Origin of the sequence: Cupriavidus necator N-1 (assembly GCF_000219215.1) — a bacterium.
GTDB lineage: Bacteria > Pseudomonadota > Gammaproteobacteria > Burkholderiales > Burkholderiaceae > Cupriavidus > Cupriavidus necator.
Genome location: NC_015724.1, coordinates 382,187 through 402,573 on the forward strand (window position 1 = coordinate 382,187; position 20,387 = coordinate 402,573).

The 20,387-nt window shown below is 63.3% G+C and carries 19 protein-coding genes; 3 read left to right on the forward strand and 16 right to left on the reverse strand.

Annotated features, from left to right (window positions below):
* Positions 1-18: 18 nt before the first annotated feature.
* From CNE_RS38405 to CNE_RS40615, 5 genes are all read right to left on the reverse strand, one after another.
* Complete coding sequence (locus CNE_RS38405; RefSeq protein ID WP_013954448.1) at positions 19-1,092, reverse strand: DUF7146 domain-containing protein; 1,074 nt, start codon at positions 1,090-1,092, stop codon at positions 19-21.
* 226 nt (positions 1,093-1,318) lie between these two features.
* Positions 1,319-1,837, reverse strand: a complete 519-nt coding sequence (locus CNE_RS38410; RefSeq protein WP_013954449.1) for a single-stranded DNA-binding protein — start codon at positions 1,835-1,837, stop codon at positions 1,319-1,321.
* 24 nt (positions 1,838-1,861) lie between these two features.
* Positions 1,862-2,626 (reverse strand): hypothetical protein, encoded by a 765-nt coding sequence (locus tag CNE_RS38415; RefSeq protein WP_013954450.1) that lies wholly within the window; start codon positions 2,624-2,626, stop codon positions 1,862-1,864.
* Positions 2,627-2,634: 8 nt separating this feature from the next.
* The gene (locus CNE_RS38420; protein WP_013954451.1) at positions 2,635-3,063 is read right to left on the reverse strand and encodes a hypothetical protein; all 429 of its coding nucleotides are present in this window, start codon (positions 3,061-3,063) and stop codon (positions 2,635-2,637) included.
* 97 nt (positions 3,064-3,160) lie between these two features.
* Positions 3,161-3,466, reverse strand: a complete 306-nt coding sequence (locus CNE_RS40615) for a hypothetical protein (protein ID WP_013954452.1) — start codon at positions 3,464-3,466, stop codon at positions 3,161-3,163.
* A gap of 741 nt (positions 3,467-4,207) precedes the next feature.
* Here CNE_RS40615 and CNE_RS38425 point away from each other — a divergent pair.
* The 3 genes from CNE_RS38425 to CNE_RS38440 all read left to right on the forward strand — a co-directional run bounded on the left by CNE_RS38425 (position 4,208) and on the right by CNE_RS38440 (position 8,023).
* On the forward strand, positions 4,208-5,377 hold the full coding sequence (locus tag CNE_RS38425) for a hypothetical protein (protein ID WP_013954453.1): 1,170 nt from the start codon (positions 4,208-4,210) through the stop codon (positions 5,375-5,377).
* Between the two features lie 10 nt (positions 5,378-5,387).
* Positions 5,388-6,569, forward strand: coding sequence for a FlhC family transcriptional regulator (locus CNE_RS38430; protein WP_013954454.1), 1,182 nt, complete (start codon positions 5,388-5,390; stop codon positions 6,567-6,569).
* A 623-nt stretch (positions 6,570-7,192) separates the two neighbouring features.
* On the forward strand, positions 7,193-8,023 hold the full coding sequence (locus CNE_RS38440) for a hypothetical protein (protein ID WP_013954456.1): 831 nt from the start codon (positions 7,193-7,195) through the stop codon (positions 8,021-8,023).
* A 107-nt stretch (positions 8,024-8,130) separates the two neighbouring features.
* Here the strand turns inward: CNE_RS38440 and CNE_RS38445 are convergent, their stop codons facing one another.
* The 11 genes from CNE_RS38445 to CNE_RS38495 form a co-directional block, all read right to left on the reverse strand.
* A complete protein-coding gene (locus CNE_RS38445) occupies positions 8,131-9,387 on the reverse strand; it encodes an adhesin (protein WP_013954457.1) in 1,257 nt (418 codons plus the stop codon).
* Between the two features lie 159 nt (positions 9,388-9,546).
* The gene (locus CNE_RS38450; protein ID WP_013954458.1) at positions 9,547-10,185 is read right to left on the reverse strand and encodes a type 4 pilus major pilin; all 639 of its coding nucleotides are present in this window, start codon (positions 10,183-10,185) and stop codon (positions 9,547-9,549) included.
* A gap of 64 nt (positions 10,186-10,249) precedes the next feature.
* Entirely contained in the window at positions 10,250-11,476 is a 1,227-nt protein-coding gene (locus CNE_RS38455) for a type II secretion system F family protein (protein ID WP_013954459.1), read from the reverse strand.
* Entirely contained in the window at positions 11,473-13,317 is a 1,845-nt protein-coding gene (locus tag CNE_RS38460) for an ATPase, T2SS/T4P/T4SS family (protein WP_013954460.1), read from the reverse strand. The genes CNE_RS38455 and CNE_RS38460 overlap by 4 nt, the downstream gene beginning before the upstream one ends.
* Positions 13,318-13,326: 9 nt before the next feature.
* Positions 13,327-14,025: a hypothetical protein gene (locus tag CNE_RS38465; RefSeq protein WP_013954461.1), complete on the reverse strand. Its 699-nt coding sequence runs from the start codon at positions 14,023-14,025 to the stop codon at positions 13,327-13,329.
* 13 nt (positions 14,026-14,038) lie between these two features.
* Entirely contained in the window at positions 14,039-15,382 is a 1,344-nt protein-coding gene (locus tag CNE_RS38470) for a type 4b pilus protein PilO2 (protein ID WP_013954462.1), read from the reverse strand.
* The gene (locus tag CNE_RS38475) at positions 15,379-17,181 is read right to left on the reverse strand and encodes a pilus assembly protein PilN (RefSeq protein WP_013954463.1); all 1,803 of its coding nucleotides are present in this window, start codon (positions 17,179-17,181) and stop codon (positions 15,379-15,381) included. The genes CNE_RS38470 and CNE_RS38475 overlap by 4 nt, the downstream gene beginning before the upstream one ends.
* Before the next feature lie 11 nt (positions 17,182-17,192).
* The gene (locus CNE_RS38480) at positions 17,193-17,813 is read right to left on the reverse strand and encodes a toxin co-regulated pilus biosynthesis Q family protein (protein ID WP_013954464.1); all 621 of its coding nucleotides are present in this window, start codon (positions 17,811-17,813) and stop codon (positions 17,193-17,195) included.
* Positions 17,814-17,847: 34 nt separating this feature from the next.
* A complete protein-coding gene (locus CNE_RS38485) occupies positions 17,848-18,297 on the reverse strand; it encodes a lytic transglycosylase domain-containing protein (protein ID WP_013954465.1) in 450 nt (149 codons plus the stop codon).
* Entirely contained in the window at positions 18,294-19,598 is a 1,305-nt protein-coding gene (locus CNE_RS38490; protein ID WP_013954466.1) for a protein PilL, read from the reverse strand. Before CNE_RS38490 ends, CNE_RS38485 begins: the two co-directional genes overlap by 4 nt.
* Positions 19,595-20,362, reverse strand: a complete 768-nt coding sequence (locus CNE_RS38495; protein WP_148271847.1) for a transglycosylase SLT domain-containing protein — start codon at positions 20,360-20,362, stop codon at positions 19,595-19,597. Before CNE_RS38495 ends, CNE_RS38490 begins: the two co-directional genes overlap by 4 nt.
* Positions 20,363-20,387 lie beyond the last annotated feature (25 nt).

The window sequence follows — 20,387 nt, forward strand, 5'->3', positions numbered from 1 at the left end:
GCATTCACAGCGACTGGGTCAAGCGCAGGCAGCGCGCTGCCCAGCAATGCCCTGCAATCGGTTGGCGGTCAGCCACTGGTCGCAGAAGTCCGTGCCACGCACCATCGGACGATGTAGGTGAACGGTCAGCCCTTCGTTGCGCACGCGCTTGGCCAGAGCCAACGCATCCGCCATGCCAGGCGACTTTCCTGTCTTCGGATCAATCTCGTCGAAGTCAGCAAAGATGTGCAGCGTATGGATTCCCATGCCTTGCGGCACCACGAAGCGGTTGAGCAGTACCCGATTCAGGCAATACCAGGTCGGAACGCCGAACAGCATGTGCGCGGCGTAGGCAGTTTCCAGACCCTCAGCCACACCCAGAACCCCATCGCGCGGCGACATGAGCCGTACTGCCCCGCCTGCGGTGGGGAGTGCGGAGACGTCATTGCGCTTGGCCGGCAGGATTTCTCCGTCCGCGGTTACGATATACGCCTTGGCCGGTTTGGCCGGGTCCAGCGCCGTGCGATGCACGGTCGCCGTGCGGCCATCGGGCAGCGTGAACTGCGCAACGATTGTGGGATAGCGTCCCATCAGCTCGCCATCATGGTAGTAATCCATTGTCGCGAGCCGCAACGCACTCGGGCGGGGAGCGACCAGTCCCGGCACACGAGCGGCGAGATACCGCATCGCGGCATCGCCCGGCACCAACGGCGCGGCGTTGGCCCAGACTCGCTGGATTCGCTTTGCCTTCGCCTCGTCCGACATGGGGGCCTTCGGTGTAGCCGGCCGCGCTACTTGCGGCAACGGGCACGGCGGCCGATTGCCTTCCAGCTCATTAGCCAGTTCGGCGAACGACATGCCCCGCAAGCGGCGAATGAGCTCCAGGCCGTCGCCGGCCATGGGCTCGCCGTCTTTGCAATGACGGCAGACCCAGTCGCCGCGTCCGCGCTTGTTGTCGTAGGTAAATCGGTCTTGCCCACCGCAGATGGGGCACGGACCAGGTCTGCCGCGCCAGAACTTGTCCGTGAGGACATTCGCCGGCAGGTACTGCATGATCAGGGCGTCCCATTGAGCGGGCGTCCAATGCTTCACGATTACACTCAGTCTAGTCATGGGATGGCTCCGAGTTGGAGAGGTTGGTCGATGCCTGAGACAGGCGGGGAAACTCGCTTGCTCAAAGGACACCCCGGCCGAGCCAGAGGGTCGTTTCAGCATGGCGCATCGCGGTAGGGATGGGGATGGGCGGGCCCGGAATCGGGCTGGGAGAGAAAGGGACCACTGCCGCCGGCACAAGCCGGCAGCAGTTGCAATTCAGCGTGGGGATTAGACGGGAAAACTCCTAGAACGGAATATCGTCCGAATCCTCGTCGAATCCGTCAGACGATCCGGGCTGTTGACCGGGCGCCGCACTCTGACGCTGCTGGCCGCCCTGCTCTCCCTGCGACTGGCGGGCCGGCTGCTGGCCTTGCGACTGGCGCGTCGAGCGTTGGCCATAGCCATCGTCATCACCGGCATTGCCGTCCTGGCGGCTCCCGAGCATCTGCATCTGATCGGCGACGATCTCAGTGCTGTACTTGTCCTGGCCGGACTGATCCTGCCACTTGCGGGTACGGATGCGGCCCTCGATGTAGACCGACGAGCCCTTCTTTAGGTACTGGCCCGCGATCTCCGCGAGCTTGCCGAAAAACGAGATTCGGTGCCACTCGGTGGCCTCCTTCATCTCGCCGCTCTGCTTGTCCTTGTAGCGGTCGGTGGTCGCGATGCGAATGTTGGCGACCGCGTCACCGCTGGGCATATAGCGCACTTCGGGGTCGGCGCCGAGGTTGCCAACGAGAATGACTTTGTTGACGGATGCCATGAAGATCTCCTTGTTGATTAACGGTTAATGTGAACGGGCAATCGACCACAGCCACTTGTCCCACAGGACCTGCTGGCCGTTGTCATCGAGCTTTGGCTTCCCCGATTTGCGGTGGAAGGCCGGAACCTTTACTTTCTTTAGCCGCCGCACTTCGACGCGGTCGCCAAGTTGGCAACCGGCTTCTGCGATGGCGTCCTTGAGCCCCTCACCTTGCAGTGTTTCAACCGCCCCTGTCGCTGTTTCCAGCTTCAGTGCGAATGAAGTGTAGGTTCCTCCGATACGCTTGCGGTCAGGGAACTCTGCCTCGCCCCAGAAGGCGATCGTTCCGCGATACACGGAGGAGGCGTGGTCGCGCCGTTCCGATACCTTAGGCGTCGCGGCTGGCGCACGCTGGGCGCCGGGCTGGGCTTCATGAGATGACTGGGCAGCACCATTGCCGCCGGGCATCTCCATGCGCACCGCGGGCGGGGCGTGCTCGCGGATTGCCGTGGCGATGACGCCGGACAGTTCTGCGCCGGGATGCTCCCCTGCCACGCTCCAATAGGGAACCGGATCAGGCAGCAGCTTCTGGCCGAATCGCGTCGGTGTAGGTCGCGGGTCGAAGACTGCAATGAAGTGAACGATTCGCTCGCCTTCGTCGCGGAAGAGATTCGGCACGCCGCCGATCTCGATGTGAACCTCATTGCGCGCACCGGTACCGACAGCTTGCGCGCCGGCGGGAGCGGTTTCGGCCGGGCGTGGCTGCAGAGCGTCCTGCAGAGCGCCAAGGAATCGCTGGATGAATGCCATGGCGACTCCTACAGCAGCGTGCCACAGCGCATCCGGCGAACTTCCTCCAGGTCGCGCTTCAGGCGGGGGTGATTGAGGATGATGTCTTGCAGGACCTCCGGATCGATACCGCTGACGGCGCAAACATAGGCGTAAGGCAATGCTCCGTCCCAGTAGCCAAAGATCCAGCCGAGCGTCATGTCGAAGTCATCCTTCTCCACAGCTTTGTCGTGCATGCGCGCACGCATCAGATCTGCGCAGTCCGCCAGGGACTCGGGCAGGTTATCCCCGCGACGGCTGTCGCAGGCCAGGCTGATAAGCGCGTCAATCATCTGGTCCCGCACGGCCTCGCTCCAATACATCGGATCGGGCAGCGGTTCGCGCTTTGGGGGATCGTTCGCTACAGGCGCGGCTTCCCCGAAGAAATCGAGTTGCCAAGCGGCGGGTTTCATTTCCATAGGGTTCTCCGAGCGGGAACCCTATTGCCCACCTGTCGGTGGGAACAAGGTTCCCACGACAGGTGGATAGGGACGCCCTCAGAGAGGGCGGGACAGGTCAGGCTGCGCGACGGGCGGCGTCCTGACGTTTCAACGGTACAACCACAGGCGACTTCGCATACGTAGGCACTTGCGGTGCTTTCGATTGCTCAGGTTCTGCAACAGCAGCTTGCGGCTTGGGCATTACCACATCTCGGGGCGTCGGCACAGTGTGTCCACGACCGATGAGCTTGTGATAGCACCACGACCCCGCAACGATCACGAGGAAGAATGCGCAAAGAGCCGATTGTGATGCCACGTAAATCGCCATCAGCGTGAAGAACAGGCGGACAGGCGAACGCAACAGATTGGCCAAGGATTCCATGGTTTTCTCTCTTGAAAACAGTAAATGGGATTTCCCGACAAACAGGTCGGGCGATTATTCGATGCTCATGAGAGCAAGGAATCCTTGAAGCGGCAACGCGCTTGCCGGATGCCTGGGCATCGAGCAAAAGCGCTACGCAAGGGGATTCGCGATGGAAGCGAAATACGGGAGACGAAGCGAGCCGGGAGGGCCTGGCACTGCTTGTCGATGTCGATGCGTCGGGGACGCGAGAAGTGGGCCCATAGTAGCCGGAAACCCAATGGCCAGCAAGGGCTTGCAGGGGAAGGACATGCGTTGTGGCGACCCGCCTCACCCCGAGCACGTGAGTCCACCCTATTTGCGATAAGGCATCCTAAAAGCACCCTCTTATCACTAATAGGGTGGACTCATGTGCTCGCCCCCCCGCGGCTGCGGCGCCAATGTTGTTCACCTTCAAGGCATTCAATACTGGGGCCTGCGACAGACTGCCACACCCCACTAAAGTTGTATAGGTGTTAACCCTAGACACGTGGAGCCGATAAAAGAGCGGTGAAATCTGCCTCGTTTCACCCCTTGACTTCGAAAAGGATACGAAATACGTGAGCTTTCGTCGGTAATTTGAATGGAAAGTGGCGCTAATCTCTTGCCACTCCCATCCCCTGCCAGCCGCACCGCTATGCGTTGCCTTGACATCGCCAGCTATCCGCTCGGCGGAGGGTCTCGCTCACTCAATTTTGGCCCGCCTTCTTCGCTAATAAAAACATGGACAAAAACAGCAAATTTGAACTGACTGAACCGCCCCGCCAGCCGTCCATTCTGGACCTGGCACGCGAGCAACTGGCGCCGCATTTTGACCAAACTGCCATCGCGCGGATCGTTCAGGCTGGCGAAGAGATCGCCATTGCGCGTGAGCGCATCTTCTCCGAGCACGTCATCATCGGCTCGCGGCTCACGCAGATTCAGCAAATCATGTGCACGTCGCTCACCGCCCACCGCTCAGACCCGGCCCAGGCGGCAAATGAAGCGCGCATGCTGCTCTATCGCTTCGCGGATCACTCGCTCAAGATCCCCAAGTGGTCGGCCAAGCGCTACGTGCAAATCTACGAGCGCTTCATGCACCACAATGACGCACTGACGTTCCTGAACGTCGGCGAGCTGAACATTCTCAAGCGGCATGACATAACGGCGGATGAAGTTGCGCTTGTTGTCAAGGCCAAGAAGGCAAACGAGACGTTCAGCCGGAACGAGATCCTGCCCTTCATTGATCGTTACCGCGCGTTGGCCGCAGAGATGGAGACCCTCGAAACCCAGCTTGCCGGCACCGAGGAAGAGCTGTCGGCCAGCATGGCGCAGCAGGATCAGAACCAGTTCGAACTGAAGTATTTGAAGGAGCAGATCGCCGTCGCCGGAAGGAGCACCGAAGCCCAGCAAGCGGCACTGATCGAGGCGCAGACCGCCCTTGCCTCACAGAGCGCGAACGTGGACGCCCTACAGACGGCAGTCGAGATGGTGAACCGCGAGAAGGCCGACCTGCAACGCCAGATCTCGGAAATGAAGATCCGCGTCGAGGTCAAGGAGGTGCCAGTAGTCCCGGAGCGCTATGCGTCCGTGACACAAGCCATCGAGGATGCCCAGGCCAGGCTGCAACAAGTAACCAGAGAGCTTCAAGAGTCCGAGGCCCAGCTTGCCAATAGACGCGGGGCCGTCGCCGCCAATGAATTGCCTGCTCCGGCATCCACCACTCCGCCAGCCGAACGCCACATCGGCCTGCGCCTGGATGGCCTCATCGCGGACTTCGACGCACTGCGCGACAAGTTTCAATCGTGCCGGCAAGCTCGCGAACTGCGCGACCATCGCAACACAATCTCGACGCTGGCCGCTTCGGTGGCTACCTTCCACCAAGAATTGCTCACAGCAGCTAAGACGGCTTGAGAGACATAGCATGACACGACGCCACACCAAGAAGTTCCACGAGCAGTTTCTCCATCCCGCGTGGGTGCAGGATCGCACTTTGTCGGCGAACCTTCGTCTCTCCACGGCGATGGTCAATACCCTCGCAGTCAAGCCAATGTTCGAGATGATATTTGGCGCAAAGAAGGACGATGTTCAGGCCTTGCGTGACAGCGTAGAGCAGTCTTCAACTGTTCTTGGCTCGCCGTTTCTCGCCTTCGCGCCTACGTTGGAAACTCCGGCAGATTGGGCTTGCTTTACCGAAGGCTCCACCTCCACGTTGACCTTTGATAGGCTGGCGAGGATGACCCCGGAGCTGACGCCGGTGGACAAAATGCTGTTGGAACACTACAACCGGCTCTACATTGGCGCCCTGTACGACGTACTGAATATGTCTGTACTGGCCTCACCGCTCCTCGGCATCTCCAACGAATTGGCCGATTACCTGCGCACGGTACCGCAGCACCGCGTTGAACTCGCGATCTCATCACGGGCAATTCCGTTGTTCAAGTGGCGCTTCGCCAATCCAGTGTTTTGGGCCGAAGCAAGCGGTGGTCGCATGTCCAGTGAGCTCATGGCGCACTACCTGATGGTGCAGTCTCCGGTTAAAGCTGACAAGCTTCCACACTCCGGTGCATGGGGCGGTCTAAGGATCGCACGTCCATTGCAGGAAGCCTATGCCGAGGCGTTCGTCTACTTCAAGTGCCGCGCCAAGGGCGTAGCATCGTTGTTCAACATGAACGTCACAACGGTACGCCAGATGTATCTGCGCATCCATGGTGAATCCTCTCCGTCCGGCCATTCGCCAACCTCTTGCGCCTGGTACCTGGATTCTGCAGGAAAGCGTTTGCAGTCGACCTTCCACCTTTGGCTGTTTCGCTCGGCCTTGTCGGCGGACGCCTCTATTCCCGAAGCGTTCATTGCAGCGGTCAATATCGCCAAGCACATGTTTGGCGACGAATCGAAGGTCCCAGCAGAGCGCGCATTTCATTTGTTGCGCTCGATGGCAACCGAGCATGAGCTGGACGTACGCACATGCCGAAGCTGCGGTACCGCATACGTGACGGCAATTGGTGACCTGGCTCATTCTGTACTGTGTCCGTGCTGTAGCGGTACACTCTCGTCCCCCAACGTGGGGCGGGTCGGGCGGACTCGGCCGCGCAAGAAGCGCTGACACCCTGCACACCGGGCGTGCCTTGGCACGCCACAGCATTCAGAGTGAGGTCACTTGGACAACGGATTTTGGATTTTTCAAGGCCTGTGCATGCTCTTCACGGCCTATCTTGCTCACCGTCGCGGCAGGAATCCCTGAATTTGGGGCGCACTTGCATACGTGCTGACTGTCCTCACGCCCTTTGTGCTCGTGTTTGTCGCCCGCCAGAAGCGCGTGTCATTGAAGGACTACTTGGCGAAGTACCCGCATTGCCGCACCAACCGCGGCATCGCCTGCGCCCACTGCAATTCAGGGAGCATTAGGATGTGGCGCAACAGCGGTCTGCTGTCCAATCGAGACCAGCATTTGTGCAACCACTGCGGCTCATATCTGTACGACAGCTAACGCCACGCAGGTGCTTGCATTGCCAACGAGGTGCGGTGAGCGGGCTTGACACGCGGCTGGCTCAAGTTCCGTTTCGCGCAGCCGTTAATTCCGTCTGCCTTGATTGTCGCGTTCTCAGGTGGTCGAACGGCCGGCAATGCGCCCGCGATTCGCCCTTGACTTTGCGCGCAGCCCGTTAGGATGAAATTACTCGCTCCGATATGAGCGCGCCAACCTAATCCTTTGAAGGAAACACAACAATGAAAACAACTCTGAAGCTTGGTCTGTCCGCGATCTCTCTCGCCACCCTGCTCGCGCTTGCCGCCTGCGGTGGCGGCGGCGGTGGCGACGAAACGCCGGCTGGTGCCCCGGCCACGACGCCGCCCTCCGCTCCGACGCCAACGATCACTGTGCAAGGCTCAGCGCCGGCGGTGAGCGCCGATCCGCTAGCAGTGGTGTTCGTTCCCCAAACGGAAACGTCCACCCGGTCTGTCCTGCAATCGATCGCGTCCAACGCGTTCCCCGCGCAGTTCCAAAAGGCACCGAATGACGGCGCTTATACCCAACTCGGCATCGACGCGAGCAGCCTCATTACGCTCAATGGTGGCACCGTAGCTGACGTGGCCGGCAATGGGGATTTCGCCATCGGACGCTGGACGAACGGTTCGAACAGTATCGGAAGCATTTCCGCCAATCAAGGTGCTCACTACGTGGTCGGCAAGCCTCTGGCACTCGTCCGCACCCCAGGTCCTACCGCTAAGCTGACATGCACCTACCTGTCGGGCACAAGGCCTACATCTGTATCGGGAAACTTCACTCCGGGGAGTGTGAATAGCGCTACGGCTACGATCGACCTCAATGGCCCGGCGCTGGATTCGTTCATGATCGACGTCAATATCGGGGCAGACGCACATGCGGCATCGACAGCTACTGGTACGACAATCTCTGGAGTTCTGCAGGCCTCCGGCGTGCTTCATCACGTGCAGGTTATGGGCAATGATCCCAACAAGCCTTATCTGGCAATCGGCTATGCAATGCCGACTCCCTCCAGCGGCGATGTCACCGGGGTCGTAGTAATGAAGTGTCAGTAAGATTGCTCTCTAGGAAGGAAAGGTCTCCAGCAATTTCTGAACATCGTTCTCTGGGGCGCTAAATGATGCAGTAGAAGGCCGGCTATGCCGGCCTTTCTACATCTGGCTCAGCCGCCCCCCGAACCGCAGGTCCCACCATTCGGCGCAAACAGGTCTTTCGTCGCGCCGTTCGCGAAGTAAAAACGATAGAGCGCTCCGGAGTTTCCATTTGCGTCGCAGCCGGTGACGAAAGCAAAGTCGACGAGACCCGCGCCACCCGACGAGTTTCGCCAAACGCCATTCTGGCAGGAAAGGATTTTGCCATTCGGGTCGCTACGAATGGCCCCTTGCGGGTCACCGCATCCCCAGCCTTCCCAGACCTGCTGCCCGCCGCCGGTGGAAGGCACAACGGCTCCGGCGGCATACAGATATCCACTGGACAACACCGATCCAGCACTTGTCACGTTTCCACCAGCGGAAATCTGACTTCCTGACGAAATCAATCCCGCTACGTAGGCAGAGCCGTTCGACTGCACGTAGTTTCCATACACGCCATTGGCTGATACGTTGGCGATCGCCCGAAGGTCGCCATTCGACTGCATGTAGTTGCCATAGACACCATTTCCGCTCACGTTTGAGCCTGCAGCCACATCCCCTGCCGCCGACACCGAGCCATTCGACTGGAAGTTCCCCACCCGATTCATGCCCTGGTTGTTGGCATCCATGGGGCCGGTCAGGTTCAGCGAGCCGTCGCGTTTGTAGAACTGGTTCATGCTCTGTGCGAGCAACGAAGTATTGCCTACGCGCATCATCAGCACGCCCGGCTGGCTGCCGGCCAGTGGATTGGGCGCAGACCAGCTCGCCGCCATGCCGGTAATCACCGCCGGACTTTCCGCATAGGACATGCCCGCATCGACGCCGGCTGTGGCAATGACGCTCGCCAACTGGTCGATGCGCACGCGACCGGCCGAGTCCCGGTATGCCGTGGTCGAATACATCGCCCCTGGAATCGTGCAATTGGTCAGACCCGTGCTGCAGTTGGTCGGCGTCAGATCGACCCTGAAGGTCAGGCCTAGCGGACTTACGTCGCTGAAGCCAATCGGCAGCAGCTTCAGGTTGATCAGATCCTGGACGGTTGGGTGCAGCGGGTTGGCGACGGTCGCGGTCACACTGCCGGCCGCGATCGTCGTCGGCCCGCTCGGGCTGCCCGCAAGCACCGTCATGTTGTCAAACACGTAGGTGTTGACGGCGCTGGCGACGTTCGCCATGTACTGGCCGGTGCCCATCGCCAGCGCGTCATCGACCAGGTTGTTCGTGTTGTGGATCATCACCGCCATCCCGGCGGCGGCAATGGTGAGCTGGAACGCGGCTTCCGTGAGGAACAAGGTAACCTCCGTATATGGCAACGCCCAGCCAGAGGCCGGGCGCGGGTTTTACTGGAACTTTGCCTTAAATCAGGCCGGTACCGACCACCGAAAGCTCAGCAGTTTGCTATCTCTTTTGCTGGAAGCGGGCTCGTTGAGGAGATCGGCATCCAGCCTCACTCAAGCGATGAAGAGGTCAATCGTGTTGCTGCCGCCCGAGCAGGCCACCTTGCTCGGATCGACCGAGCCGCCGACGGCCTTAATGGTCGTGCCGTTCACGAGGATCTTGCCGGCGCTGCCTTGGTACGACGCCACAATCGAGATGCAGGCGGCGTCAGGCTGCTGCGGGATCGTCCATTGCAGCGAGTCGTTAGCACTCAACAGCTGGGCCGGCGCGACGGTCAGCGCGCCGCCGCCCGGCTGCAGGATCACGGTGGTTCCACTTTCGGTCATCGTGGTCAGATCCTTGAACACACCGTTATTGATGAGCGCCCCGATGCTCACCTTGTTGTACTGGCCGCGATAGCTTGTCTTCACCTTACCGACCACGCCGTTTAGCTCCGTTGTCAGCTGCTGCACTTGCGAGTCGGTCTGGTTGCGGGAGAACAGCACCAGAATCGCCACCAGCGCGATACCGGCCAGCAGCAGGTAGAAGCCGTATTCATCCAGCACGCCGCCGCCCCACTGCTTGCGTGTGCGGCGGTTGCGCTGGCCAGCCGGCGCGGTCTTGGGATTCATCAGCGCTGGCTGGCCAGTGGTCGCCGGCGCAACGTGCAGGGCGGCTTGATCGGCGGTCAGGGTCTTGGTTGCGTCGGTCATTGCAGGTTCTCCAGATGGTATCGGGGTAATAAGGGGGGGTTGTCAGGGTTAGGTGGAACCAACGTCAGGGTTGCGTAGACGGCGCAGGCTGCACAGGCCGTTTGCCAGCCATGCCGGCCAGTTGCGTGCGCACCTTCATTTCCTGCGCCATAAACGCAGGCATGAAGGCCAAGCCGGTGATCAGGATGATGAGCACGATCGTCGCGCGGCGATTGAACTGGGCGGCGCGCTGCAGCATCAGCTTGGGAGTCGTCACCAGCAGGTCATCGGCCACCGTGTGCAGCATCTTCGAGAGGTCACTCTCATACTCGGCAATGTCCTGAATCCGGTAACTCGTGTCGCGGTCAAAGAGTCCCGTGTCGAACACCTTGCCGCCCTCGTTGGGGTTGTATTCGAGGTTGAGCTCCATGCGCTCGATGTGGTGCGACAGGTACGGATAGGCGTTGGCACGCATCAACGTGAGGCCGTCCGCCAGGCTGCGCAGATCACCACCGAAGCGCTTCGTGACGGCCGACAGCCCCGCCAGGAACTGGGCGCTTTGGAAGCGGCGGAAAAAGTCGAACACCAGCACTTTCCGATCCAGCCAAGCGCGGTGAGGGCCGACGTAGCTCTTGAGGGCGCGCAGCACCCACACGCAGGCGACGACTTCGAGGAGGACCACGAGCCAGCCCCAGTGCCGCAGGAAGGTCGTGGTGTTGTGGAAGGTCTTGCCGATCGGTCCGTACTGGCTCACGTCCAGCATGGTGCGGAACGAATCATCGACCTTGGGGCCAACGAGGAAGGCCATGGCTGCAAGATAGGCGTGCAGGATGACCAATGTCATCAAAACGCCAGCGAGAGTCAGGGCAATACCAGCCCGCGCCTCTCCCAACGCCGTCAGGTTGCGCGCCAGCGTCTCAAGTCCTTCCCGAATGTCCCCACCGTCCTCGGCAACGGCCAGGATCGGGATATCCTCGTCGGGGACGGTGCCCCGGAAGATTTCCGTCACGCGCGAGCGCTGCATCTGGCCGTCGATGCCCTCGGAGCGCGAAAGCCAGTGCGCGGCCAGAATTCCCAATGGCTCGCCAGCGCGGCGTGCCGCGTCCTTGGCGAAATGGTTCGCGATCGGCTCGCCAGGCATGTGCTGGATGCGCTTGGCGAGGTCGTAGTAATACGTGGCCCGCATGCTGCGGAACCGGTACTTGGCCCAAAAGAGCTTGTCGGCAAACACGCGGTCGCCGGCGCGCAGGGCAGGCGTGCCCACCTTGCGCGAGAACACGCCAGCGAAGCGTTTGATCAGGTTCTGCATCATGCGTGAATCCCCATTGTGTTGGTAGCACGCGCCAGTTCGCGCTGGCGCCGGGCCTCGTAGGCGTCCAGCGACGTGAGCTTTTCCGCCTCCCGCGGATCGACGATGCCGGCGAACACCTTGTACATGGCGACCTCGAACACGGTCTTGCCGGTGCTGTCCGACACATCGAAGCCCACTTGGCGCTTGCTGCGCTGGTAGGCGGCCAGCTCGATGTTCTTGGCGTCGCGAATGAAGCTCAGGTCCAGCTCGTCAGGCTCGAACATCTCAGCCACCACCGTGCGCCCGCGCGCCCCGTTCAGATCCGGCAGGTTGGGCCGACGGCACAGGTCGCACCCTTGCGGGTTGCGCAGCCGGATGCCTTCCACGTCGAACTGGAAGAGCCGCTCGATCTGCCGCAGCTTGTCGGCGCCGAGCATCCGCTTCATGTCCGCGCCGCACAGCCCGCAGGGGCACGTCTTGGGCAGCAGCGCCTGGTAGACGTAGAGGTTCACAAAGCCGGGCGTGGCCAGCACGCTGCGTGGGATGCGCAACTCGCCATCCGAGAGCCGGTCAGGCGCCGTGAGTGCGCTGGGCGCGTGCACCGTGGTCAGCGCCCGCAGGCCGGCGCCGGCCACGTCGCGGAAGAGCCCCGCCGATTCGTGGTCGCGCAGCTCGCCGACCATCACGAAGTGTGGGTTCATCCGCTTGATTTGGCGCTTGGCAGCAATGAACGGATCCTCGTCGCGGTTGGCGCCGTCCAGCGTGCGCGACACCGAGAAGTGATGCGTGCCCTCGGCCAGCAGCTCCACTGGATCCTCGATCGCCATCTTGTTCATCCACGCCGGCAGGCGCTGCATGATCGCGTGGGCGGTGGTGGTCTTGCCCGAGCCGACGACGCCAACCAGCACGGTCCCGCCGCCCAGTTGCATCGTGTTGCGATCCAGCAGCTGCGCCTGTTGCTCGAAGTAGCCCAGGTCGTCCACAAAGTCGACACGCTTCGTTGCAACTTCCTCACGGTGCATCCGCATGACCGTCACATGGCCGGTCGCGCTCTGCATCGAGGCCCAGCGGAACACCACCGGCTGGCCGTCGATCTTGGCGCGGATGCTGGTCTGTTGCGGCAGCACCCGACTGAAGACGCCCTGCGAGCCGCCCTTGCCCTTTTGCCAAACGTGGGAGAGCGTATCCAGCATCACCCCCGTCTCCATGCGAAATTCGGGCGGATCGACCAGATAACCGTCGATGGCCAGGCGCACCTTCGAATAGCCACCTTGGTCCTCGACCTCCCAATGCAGATCCGAAGCCCCCTCGCGCAGCGCGAAGCGGCCGACCGCATCAAAGTTCTGCCACAGCGCGCTGGCCGGACGGCGACCCGCGCCGACGGCCAGCTTGTCGCTTCCACCTGTCGGCTCGACACTGCCGCGCGAGAGTGCGACCATCACCTGTGCCGCGGCCAGGTGCATCACAGGCGCGGCCGGGTCGAAGCGCAGGCGCAACTGGCGCAGGATCTCTTCGGTGACGTCCGAATTGGCCATGTCCCGCGTGAGAATCAAGGCGAACCGGCCCCGGCCGTCGGCGCTGGCTGCAGCCTCGACCAGCACCGGGCAGATAACGTGGCGCAGCGACGGCGCCATGTCCAGCTCGTCATAGAGCGTGCGCACGAACTCCGGCAAGTCGTCGACCGTCGCGATCTCATCGGTGCGGATCTCGCTCCCCTGCGGCACCGGTCTTGCAGCCGCCGGACCGCCCGGCGCGCCGGGCGTCCCCGGCACGAAGGCTGCCGCGCCGCCTGTCACGACCGTGACGCCGGAGCCGCCGCCACCGAAGCCGTCGGATTTCTCGCGTTTGCTGAAGAGTCCCATGGCCCGCGCTCAGCGTTGGGCTACCGTGGCAGGCGGCGATGCGAGGGCCGTCGGCGCACCCATCGCTGAAACCGACACAGGCGGCAAGGTGGGCGGCGGCGTGGGCACCGAGGCGGCGCCCGGCGCGGGGCCTATCGGCGGCAACGGGAAGAACGGCGGCGTTCCCTGTCCGGTCGGCATGCCCTGGTTCGGCAGCGGGCCGGTGCGTGCAGCCGTGCTGGCGCTACCCGTCTGCGGCGTATCTACCAGCACCGCCGCGTCGTCCTGTACCAGCGGCGCAAACACACGGGCCTTGCCGCGCGTGAACGTGGTACCGCTCTCGGTGATGGCTGACACGATATAGCCACGCCATTTGGCGCCCACCTTGGCCGGATATACTTGGTCGCCCCAGCGCACGTAGCTGCGCAGCGTCATCCCACCGCCCGCGCTGCGCCCGTCCACGCCGTAGAGGGCGATGGTCTGCGGCGCACGCTCGGCCGCAGGCTTGGCCGCGGCGCCAGTTGGCGCGGCCGAGACGGCGGGCGGCGGCGCGCCCTTGTCCAGTTCCTGCTGGAGCTTTTGCAGCGCCACTTTGGCGTCGGCATCGATCAGTTTTTGGGTGAGCGACTTGTCATCGTCGGCTAGCACAGGGCCTGCCACCAGCAAGGCGAAAGCGGCGACAGCGGCGCGGCGCAACGGAAACGAAAGCGGGAACGGGGTTGCACGCATGGGAGAGTCCTTATCAGTCGCGAGCGAACGCATCGCCCTTGACCGTCAACATGAATTTCGATTGCTTGATATCCGGCGCAGCGTCCAGATTCACCACGAGGTCGAGCGCCTTGACCGTGACGTTCGGGGGGAATGCCGCGAACTCGGTCACATTGCGCAACGGCCCGGAGATCTCCCACGTGGCCGACAGCACCGGATGAAGGAGCGAGGCTGGACCTTCAGGCGGCACCGTGCCAAAAATCAACAGTTCCTTCAGTTCCGCCTTGGTGGCCACCGGGCGCAGCGTCTGCAACTGAGAGCCGAAGCCCACCCGCAGCGCCATCGCCTTGGGCGGCTGTTCCAGCACTGCACCAAGATTGCGCACCTCGCCCACAGGGACCTGCGCACTCACCACCGCCTTGGTGTCGTTGGCCTGAAACACCGGGGCTCGGAAGGCATCCGGCAGCGACGCCACAAAGGTCTGGTTGGTCAGGCCCTTCGCGCCCTGCCGAATTTCGTAGGTCAGGGCACAGTTGGCCTTGGGCGTCACCACATCTGCACACTGGATACTGGCGAGCGACCAGCCCCCAACCTGCAGCGGCACATCGTTGGCGAACCACTGCGCCCAAGCGGGCAGCGCGACGCCGGTCAGCGCCACCGGCCTGGCGGCTCGCGCGGCCAGATCGTCCGCGTAGCGCTCCGCCGGTGTCTTCTGTGGCGGCGGCGGATGCAGGCGGCGTTGGTAGGCGTCGTACTCCGCCTTGCCATACGGCCAGCTCACGGCCGCCGAGCCCGCCAGCACCGCCAGCGTCAGGACGCGCTTGCGCTGGCTCGTGGTGCGGGGTTTTTTAAGGAGCGCAGCCGGCCCGGCATGTGCCACGAGCATGTCAAGTGTGTAGGGCACGTGCATGACATGACGTTCGGGCGGCAGCAACGGCAGCAGCTCGGGCATGTTGCCCACCAGCTTGAACTCGCCATCGCACTTGGCGGGGAAATCCACCGCCAGCTGGGCGAGCGTCTTCTCGTCGCGCACGACCTGGTCAAAGCCCACACGGGGGCGCCCCTTCACGATGCCGCAGACCAGGTACACCGGCGCCTGGCCCGGTGCTTCGAGCCGGAACACGAATAGCGCATTGGGCACCAGTTCCGGCACGCGCGCGATGGCTGCGGCGCCGGAGTACAGCTTGTCCTTGATCTTCGCCTGCGCGTCGGCCGTATCCAGATAGCCCATGTGCAGCGCCTGGTCCTCGTGCCAGATCCGCGCCGCCCGCACCTCGCGGGCAATGTTCGCCGCGAGCGCCGACGGGGCATCGCTGCCCGTCAGCGTGCGCCACTGCATGCCGAAGACAAGCTTCTTGCCGTGGATGTCGAGAATCATTGCGCCTCGCCCTGGTCCTGCACCATCACGGTCGCTAGCACTAGCGTGAAGGTGCGCGACTTGCTGGCCGTCAGCGACCCGCCGAGAATGGTCGGCAAGTATTCCCCGAGCGTGCGGTGCGAGAACTGCGAATCGGTCTGATCAAATGCCGTCACGATCACGGTCTGGCCGTTGCGCACGATCAGGTCCTGCGCTGGGATCCCCTTCGCCACAATCTTCGGCACCTGAACAGACTGCTGGTTGATGCCCGAGCCAGACGTAAAGGTCTCAATCGGACCATCAAGAGCTGACTGGTCGAAGGCGAGCGTGAGGTTCACGTCGTCGCGGGTGGTCGCGTCTGGGAACAGGGTTAGCTTGAAACCAACTGTCCCGGTCGAAGTAGTTATGCCGGGAATGCCACCCGTGCCCCCAACCGTCGTCGATGCTGGCGTTGTCGACGACACATAGGTGAACTGTCTGCGGTTGTTGTATTGAGCACCGTGGCGATTGCGAAGTGCCATCGGGATCGTGACGGAGGTCGTGACCGTGCCATACTGCTTGAGCGCGTTGACAATCGCCTGCGTGCCATTCCATCCGCCCGACGTGATACCCAGACCGAAACTGCCGGCGTTGGACGACACTAGCGATGCGGGCGAGAGCGCCGTGAATGTGAAGCTCGGAATGTGCTCCAGCGCCTTGGTGAGCACCGCGTTCCAGTCCGCACCGGCTTCACCATTGTCAGTAACCGTAAAGTCGATGGTCTGGAACTTCACGTACACCATGCGCGAGTAGATGGCAATTTGCTTGCGTACGATCTCATCGGCCGCCTCGACCGCTTCCTTGGTGTCCTTCAGCGTTAGAATGCCGGTGGCCGGGTTAAGCTCGGCGCGGCCGACCATCGTCAGTGCAGGCTCGATGCTCTTGCGGATGCCGTCCATGTCGTCCAGCTCCTTTGCCTCGGACTTCACGGCTGCATCGATCTGAGTGGCCTGCCCGCCGCCACCCACGTTGGCGTTACTGCCACCCTGTGCGCTCTGCTTGAACTCGGTGGTGAAGGAACTGGTACCCGCCTTCATCGGCAGTTGCCACATCTTGGTGGTTAGCCGGTAGAAGCGAATTACGCCCTTGGATGCGTTGTACTCCCAGTTGATCCCCAGGCGCGTCGCGATCAGGTCTAGCATGTTCGCCAGCGGCATCTTCTCGCTGTTCTTGAACTCGACGTTGAGCGCCGTCTCAATCAGCGGAGTGGCCTGATTGGCGGCAGTTGCGTTGGCGCCGCCGGCAAGCAGCGCCCCCGGCAGGGGGCCGTTCGTGGTGGGTGCGGGGCCTAGGCCCGTCGTACTAAGCGGGTTGCCGCCGGCCGTGCCATTCTGGTTACGCACTTGACCGCCAGCCTGCGTCATCAGGCTGCGCGGCATCAGTAGATTGGACGGCAGGTACACGTCGGATTCGATCTTGACCGGAATGCCGGTCGCCATCGTGATGCGCTGCGCAGCGACGGCCAACGGCATCACCCGCTCTGGAAACATGACCCAGGTGTCCACGTTATTGCGCAGGGCGAGCGGCAGGGTCACGTTGCGCGCGGTCGGCACGGGCTTCCCAACGAGGTACGGCTTCAAGACTTCCTGCTCAGCTTCGACAGCCGTGCGATCGCGCCGCATCTGCGCGTACAGACTCTCGGTACGGGCCATCTGTTCGGCGCGTGCGTCGTCTGCGGCCTGGCGGATGTCCCGCTGTAGCTGCGGCGACACGCAACCGGCCAGAGTCGAGCACACCAGCACCGCACCAGCGGTCGGGCGAAAGAGTCGGTTCAATTTCATGGGATATCGGCTCACTGGCTGAGGTCGCACTTCGTGGTCAGCTTCACGACCCGGACGACGTTGTTGGAGTAGAAGCACGGCTTGATGATGTAGTCCGTCATCTCGGTAGACGACAGCACGCGGCGCACGGCGGCCTTGAAGTCGCCATCGAACACGTCGCTGCCAACGATCGGCACGTCCTTCTCCAGCTCCCACGGCGCGGCGCTCCAACCGGCGCGCGACGCCCACGCCTCGATCAGCTGGCGGAAGTTGGCATCGGCTGGCGAGACCGTCCATGTGATGAGCGCGGCAGGTGCTGCGGGTGCGGCCGCGCGTGTTGCGGCGACCGTGGCAACTGGCGTGGCGGGAACGGGAATCGCCGTACGGTCGGTGGCTGGCACCGCAACGCTCGGCGCGGCATTCGGGGCCGCCGGCTTGTCTGCCACGCGCTTCGCATTGGCGGCGAGCAACTGCCAGCCGGCACCGGCCAGGGGCGCGGCCGGCTCGAATTGGCCAGCGGCATCGACGCCAAAGGGCGAGGCGCTGGCGGACGTGCTGGCAGGGACAGCGGCCTGCGCCATGGCACAGAGGGGCAGCGCGCTCGCCGCGACGAGGGTCCGGCTCAACCGGGCAGGAAAGAGAGACTGGAACATGGTGTCGTACCTTCTGGATTCGGGAAGCTTCGCGTTACTTAGGCTGCGTGCTGAGCAGGGTCTGGTAGATGCGGTTCGCGTACCGCATCCGCTTATCGTGGGCGCCGGCGTTGTAGCAACCCACGCCTGCCCAGGTCGCGCCGACGCGGTCAAGGCAGTCGCGCAGGATCCACGCGCCTACGTAAGCACTCACGCAGGGATCGAAGAGCTTGTCGCGCGTGATGCCGTAGCGTGCCAGGCGCGGCAGATGCACCGAATTGATCTGCATGAGCCCGATGTCTTCGGTGCCGTTGGTGTTGCGATTGATCGCGTTGGCGCGCATGCCCGATTCATGCCGGGCGATGGTGCGAAGCAGCACTGGGCTGAGCCGGTGGTAGGCTGCGGCGTCGTCCAGGCAATCGGCGTAAGCGTTTCCGCTCGCGAGCACCGAGGCCGCCGTGCACAGCGTGAGAGCGGCGACACCGGCCGCGAGGCGCCGGATCATTGCGTCACCGCCCGCTCGTAGAAGCGCACTTCCGGCACACGATCGACCTGCACCACGTTGCCGTCTGCGACGACCGTCAGGCGCGTCGAAATGCCGTTGAACTTGTAGTAGCGATCCTTGTGCTCGCCACTGCCGCGCCGGCTCTCATCGAACACCGAAATGCTGCCCATCGACTTGTCGAAGCTCAGGTAGGTCGCGCCGTCTTTCTCAAACACACGCGACAAGCCCGCCTCGTTCTGTTGCGCGAACAGGTAGTGAATCCCCGGCACGCGGGCCACTTCTACCGCCTTGCCGCCGCCGCGCACGGTGAAGCGGTCCACCGTGGCGAGCGACAGCGCCTTGTCCTCGTCGCGCCACTCGGTGGAGAGCCGCTTGCCCGCCCCATCGTGGAACAACAGCTCGCCCGGCTTCTGGTCGAAGCGAATCTCGATGCGACCCGTCTTGGTATCGCGGATCGCATTGGCGTCGAAGGCAGTGGCAAGCGTCAACGGCTCGGCGGCAGTGCCGACGGCCGGTGCTGGCGCTGCGGCGCGGGTTGTGGCGGACGCAGCGGTAGCCGATGTCGGGACGGACGTCGACACCAGTTCGGCGGCCACCGGTGCGGGCGCGGCGGCCAGCGACGAGGCGGCCGGGGCATCGGCGCGGCGACGGCTATCCACCGCAAACGCCTTGGGCGCGGTAGCGCGCAGGGTCACGTGCTGGCGCTCGAAGTCCACTTCGGCGTACAGGTTGCGCTGCTCGAGTACCCGCCCAAGCGCCTGCAGCCAGTTTTCACCAGCAGCTCTTTGCAGCGACACGTCTTCGGTGAGCGCAATGTCCTTTTGTGCCGTGCCCGACCAGCCGGCCGGCGCGAGCGACTTCACCATCGCGGCCAGCGGCATTACCGAGCGCCCGGCGCGCACCAGCGCGAGGTCGCCATGCTGGCCGATCAAGGCAATGCGTCCCGAGAAGCCGGCGAGGCTCCCGGGCAGGTCGCCCACCGGATTGGCCGGCTCGCCGGTGAAGCCGTTGGCGCGCTTCCAGCGGGCGATGACGCTCTGGCCGTTCACGCTGTAGCGCACCACGTCCGGCACCCCATCGATGACCCAGTACGGGCCGTTCTGCTGCGCGCCATCGGCCGTCACGAGCTGCCCGGCTCGCGGCTGGATGTAGGTGGACTGGCCATCGTTGAATATCAGCGCAGGGCGCTCGCTGGCGCGCGCCACCACCTGATAGTCAAAATCGAGCGGATCGGTATCCGCCGCGACGGCAGCGCCGCTCGCCGCCAGGGCCAGCACGGAGATCAGAAGCGGCTTCATCATGGTTGAGGGGCCTTCAGTTGCTGGAAGTGAGTCATGAATCGGGCAAAGTACGGCCCGCCGCGCGCCGGATCGGCGCTGTGGTACCAGGCCACCGCCTTCATCGGGGAGCCGCTGCGTTGCAGGTTGTCCGTGAGAATCGCTTCGGCGGCGCGGATATTGGTCGCTGGGCTCAGGGCATCCCACGCCGACGCGAAGCGCTTGCCGTGGTAGCACCAGTTGATCTGCATGATCCCGACGTCGAAGTCGCAGCGCTTGGCGGCCAGGAGCCGTTCGATCGTCGCGTGCGCATCCTCGCGGGTGGCGAAGAACATGCCGCGGCCGGCGACGTTGAGCGTCCACGGCCACGGACGGCCGCGATAGGCCGATTCGTTCATGGCGATGCCCGCCAGAATGCGGGGATCGACCTTCTCGCTCATCTGCGCGAAGGCTTCGGTTTTGGGCGCACAGGCCCAGCCGCCGCGACGCTCGACCAGCGCCACCTGTGCACCGTCGTCCAGGCGCTCCGGGCGCAGCCAGCCGTCTCGTGCCAGCAGCGCGGTGAGCGGCACGGCTTGCCCTTGCACCACCACGGCGGGGGCCTGGCCTCCTTCCATGCGAAGCGTCGCGCCAATCCACCGTGCGGACCAGCCGAGGAACGAGTCCAGCCCGCAGAAGAGCACGGGCTTTCCCGTCAGCGTCACAACGCGTGCACCCGCGGCGTCACTCACGACCAGCGCCGTAGGGCTCACCATCGCCTCGATGGTCTGTGCGCCGGCGCCGCTCATGGCGAGTGCCAGCAGGACGGCAGCA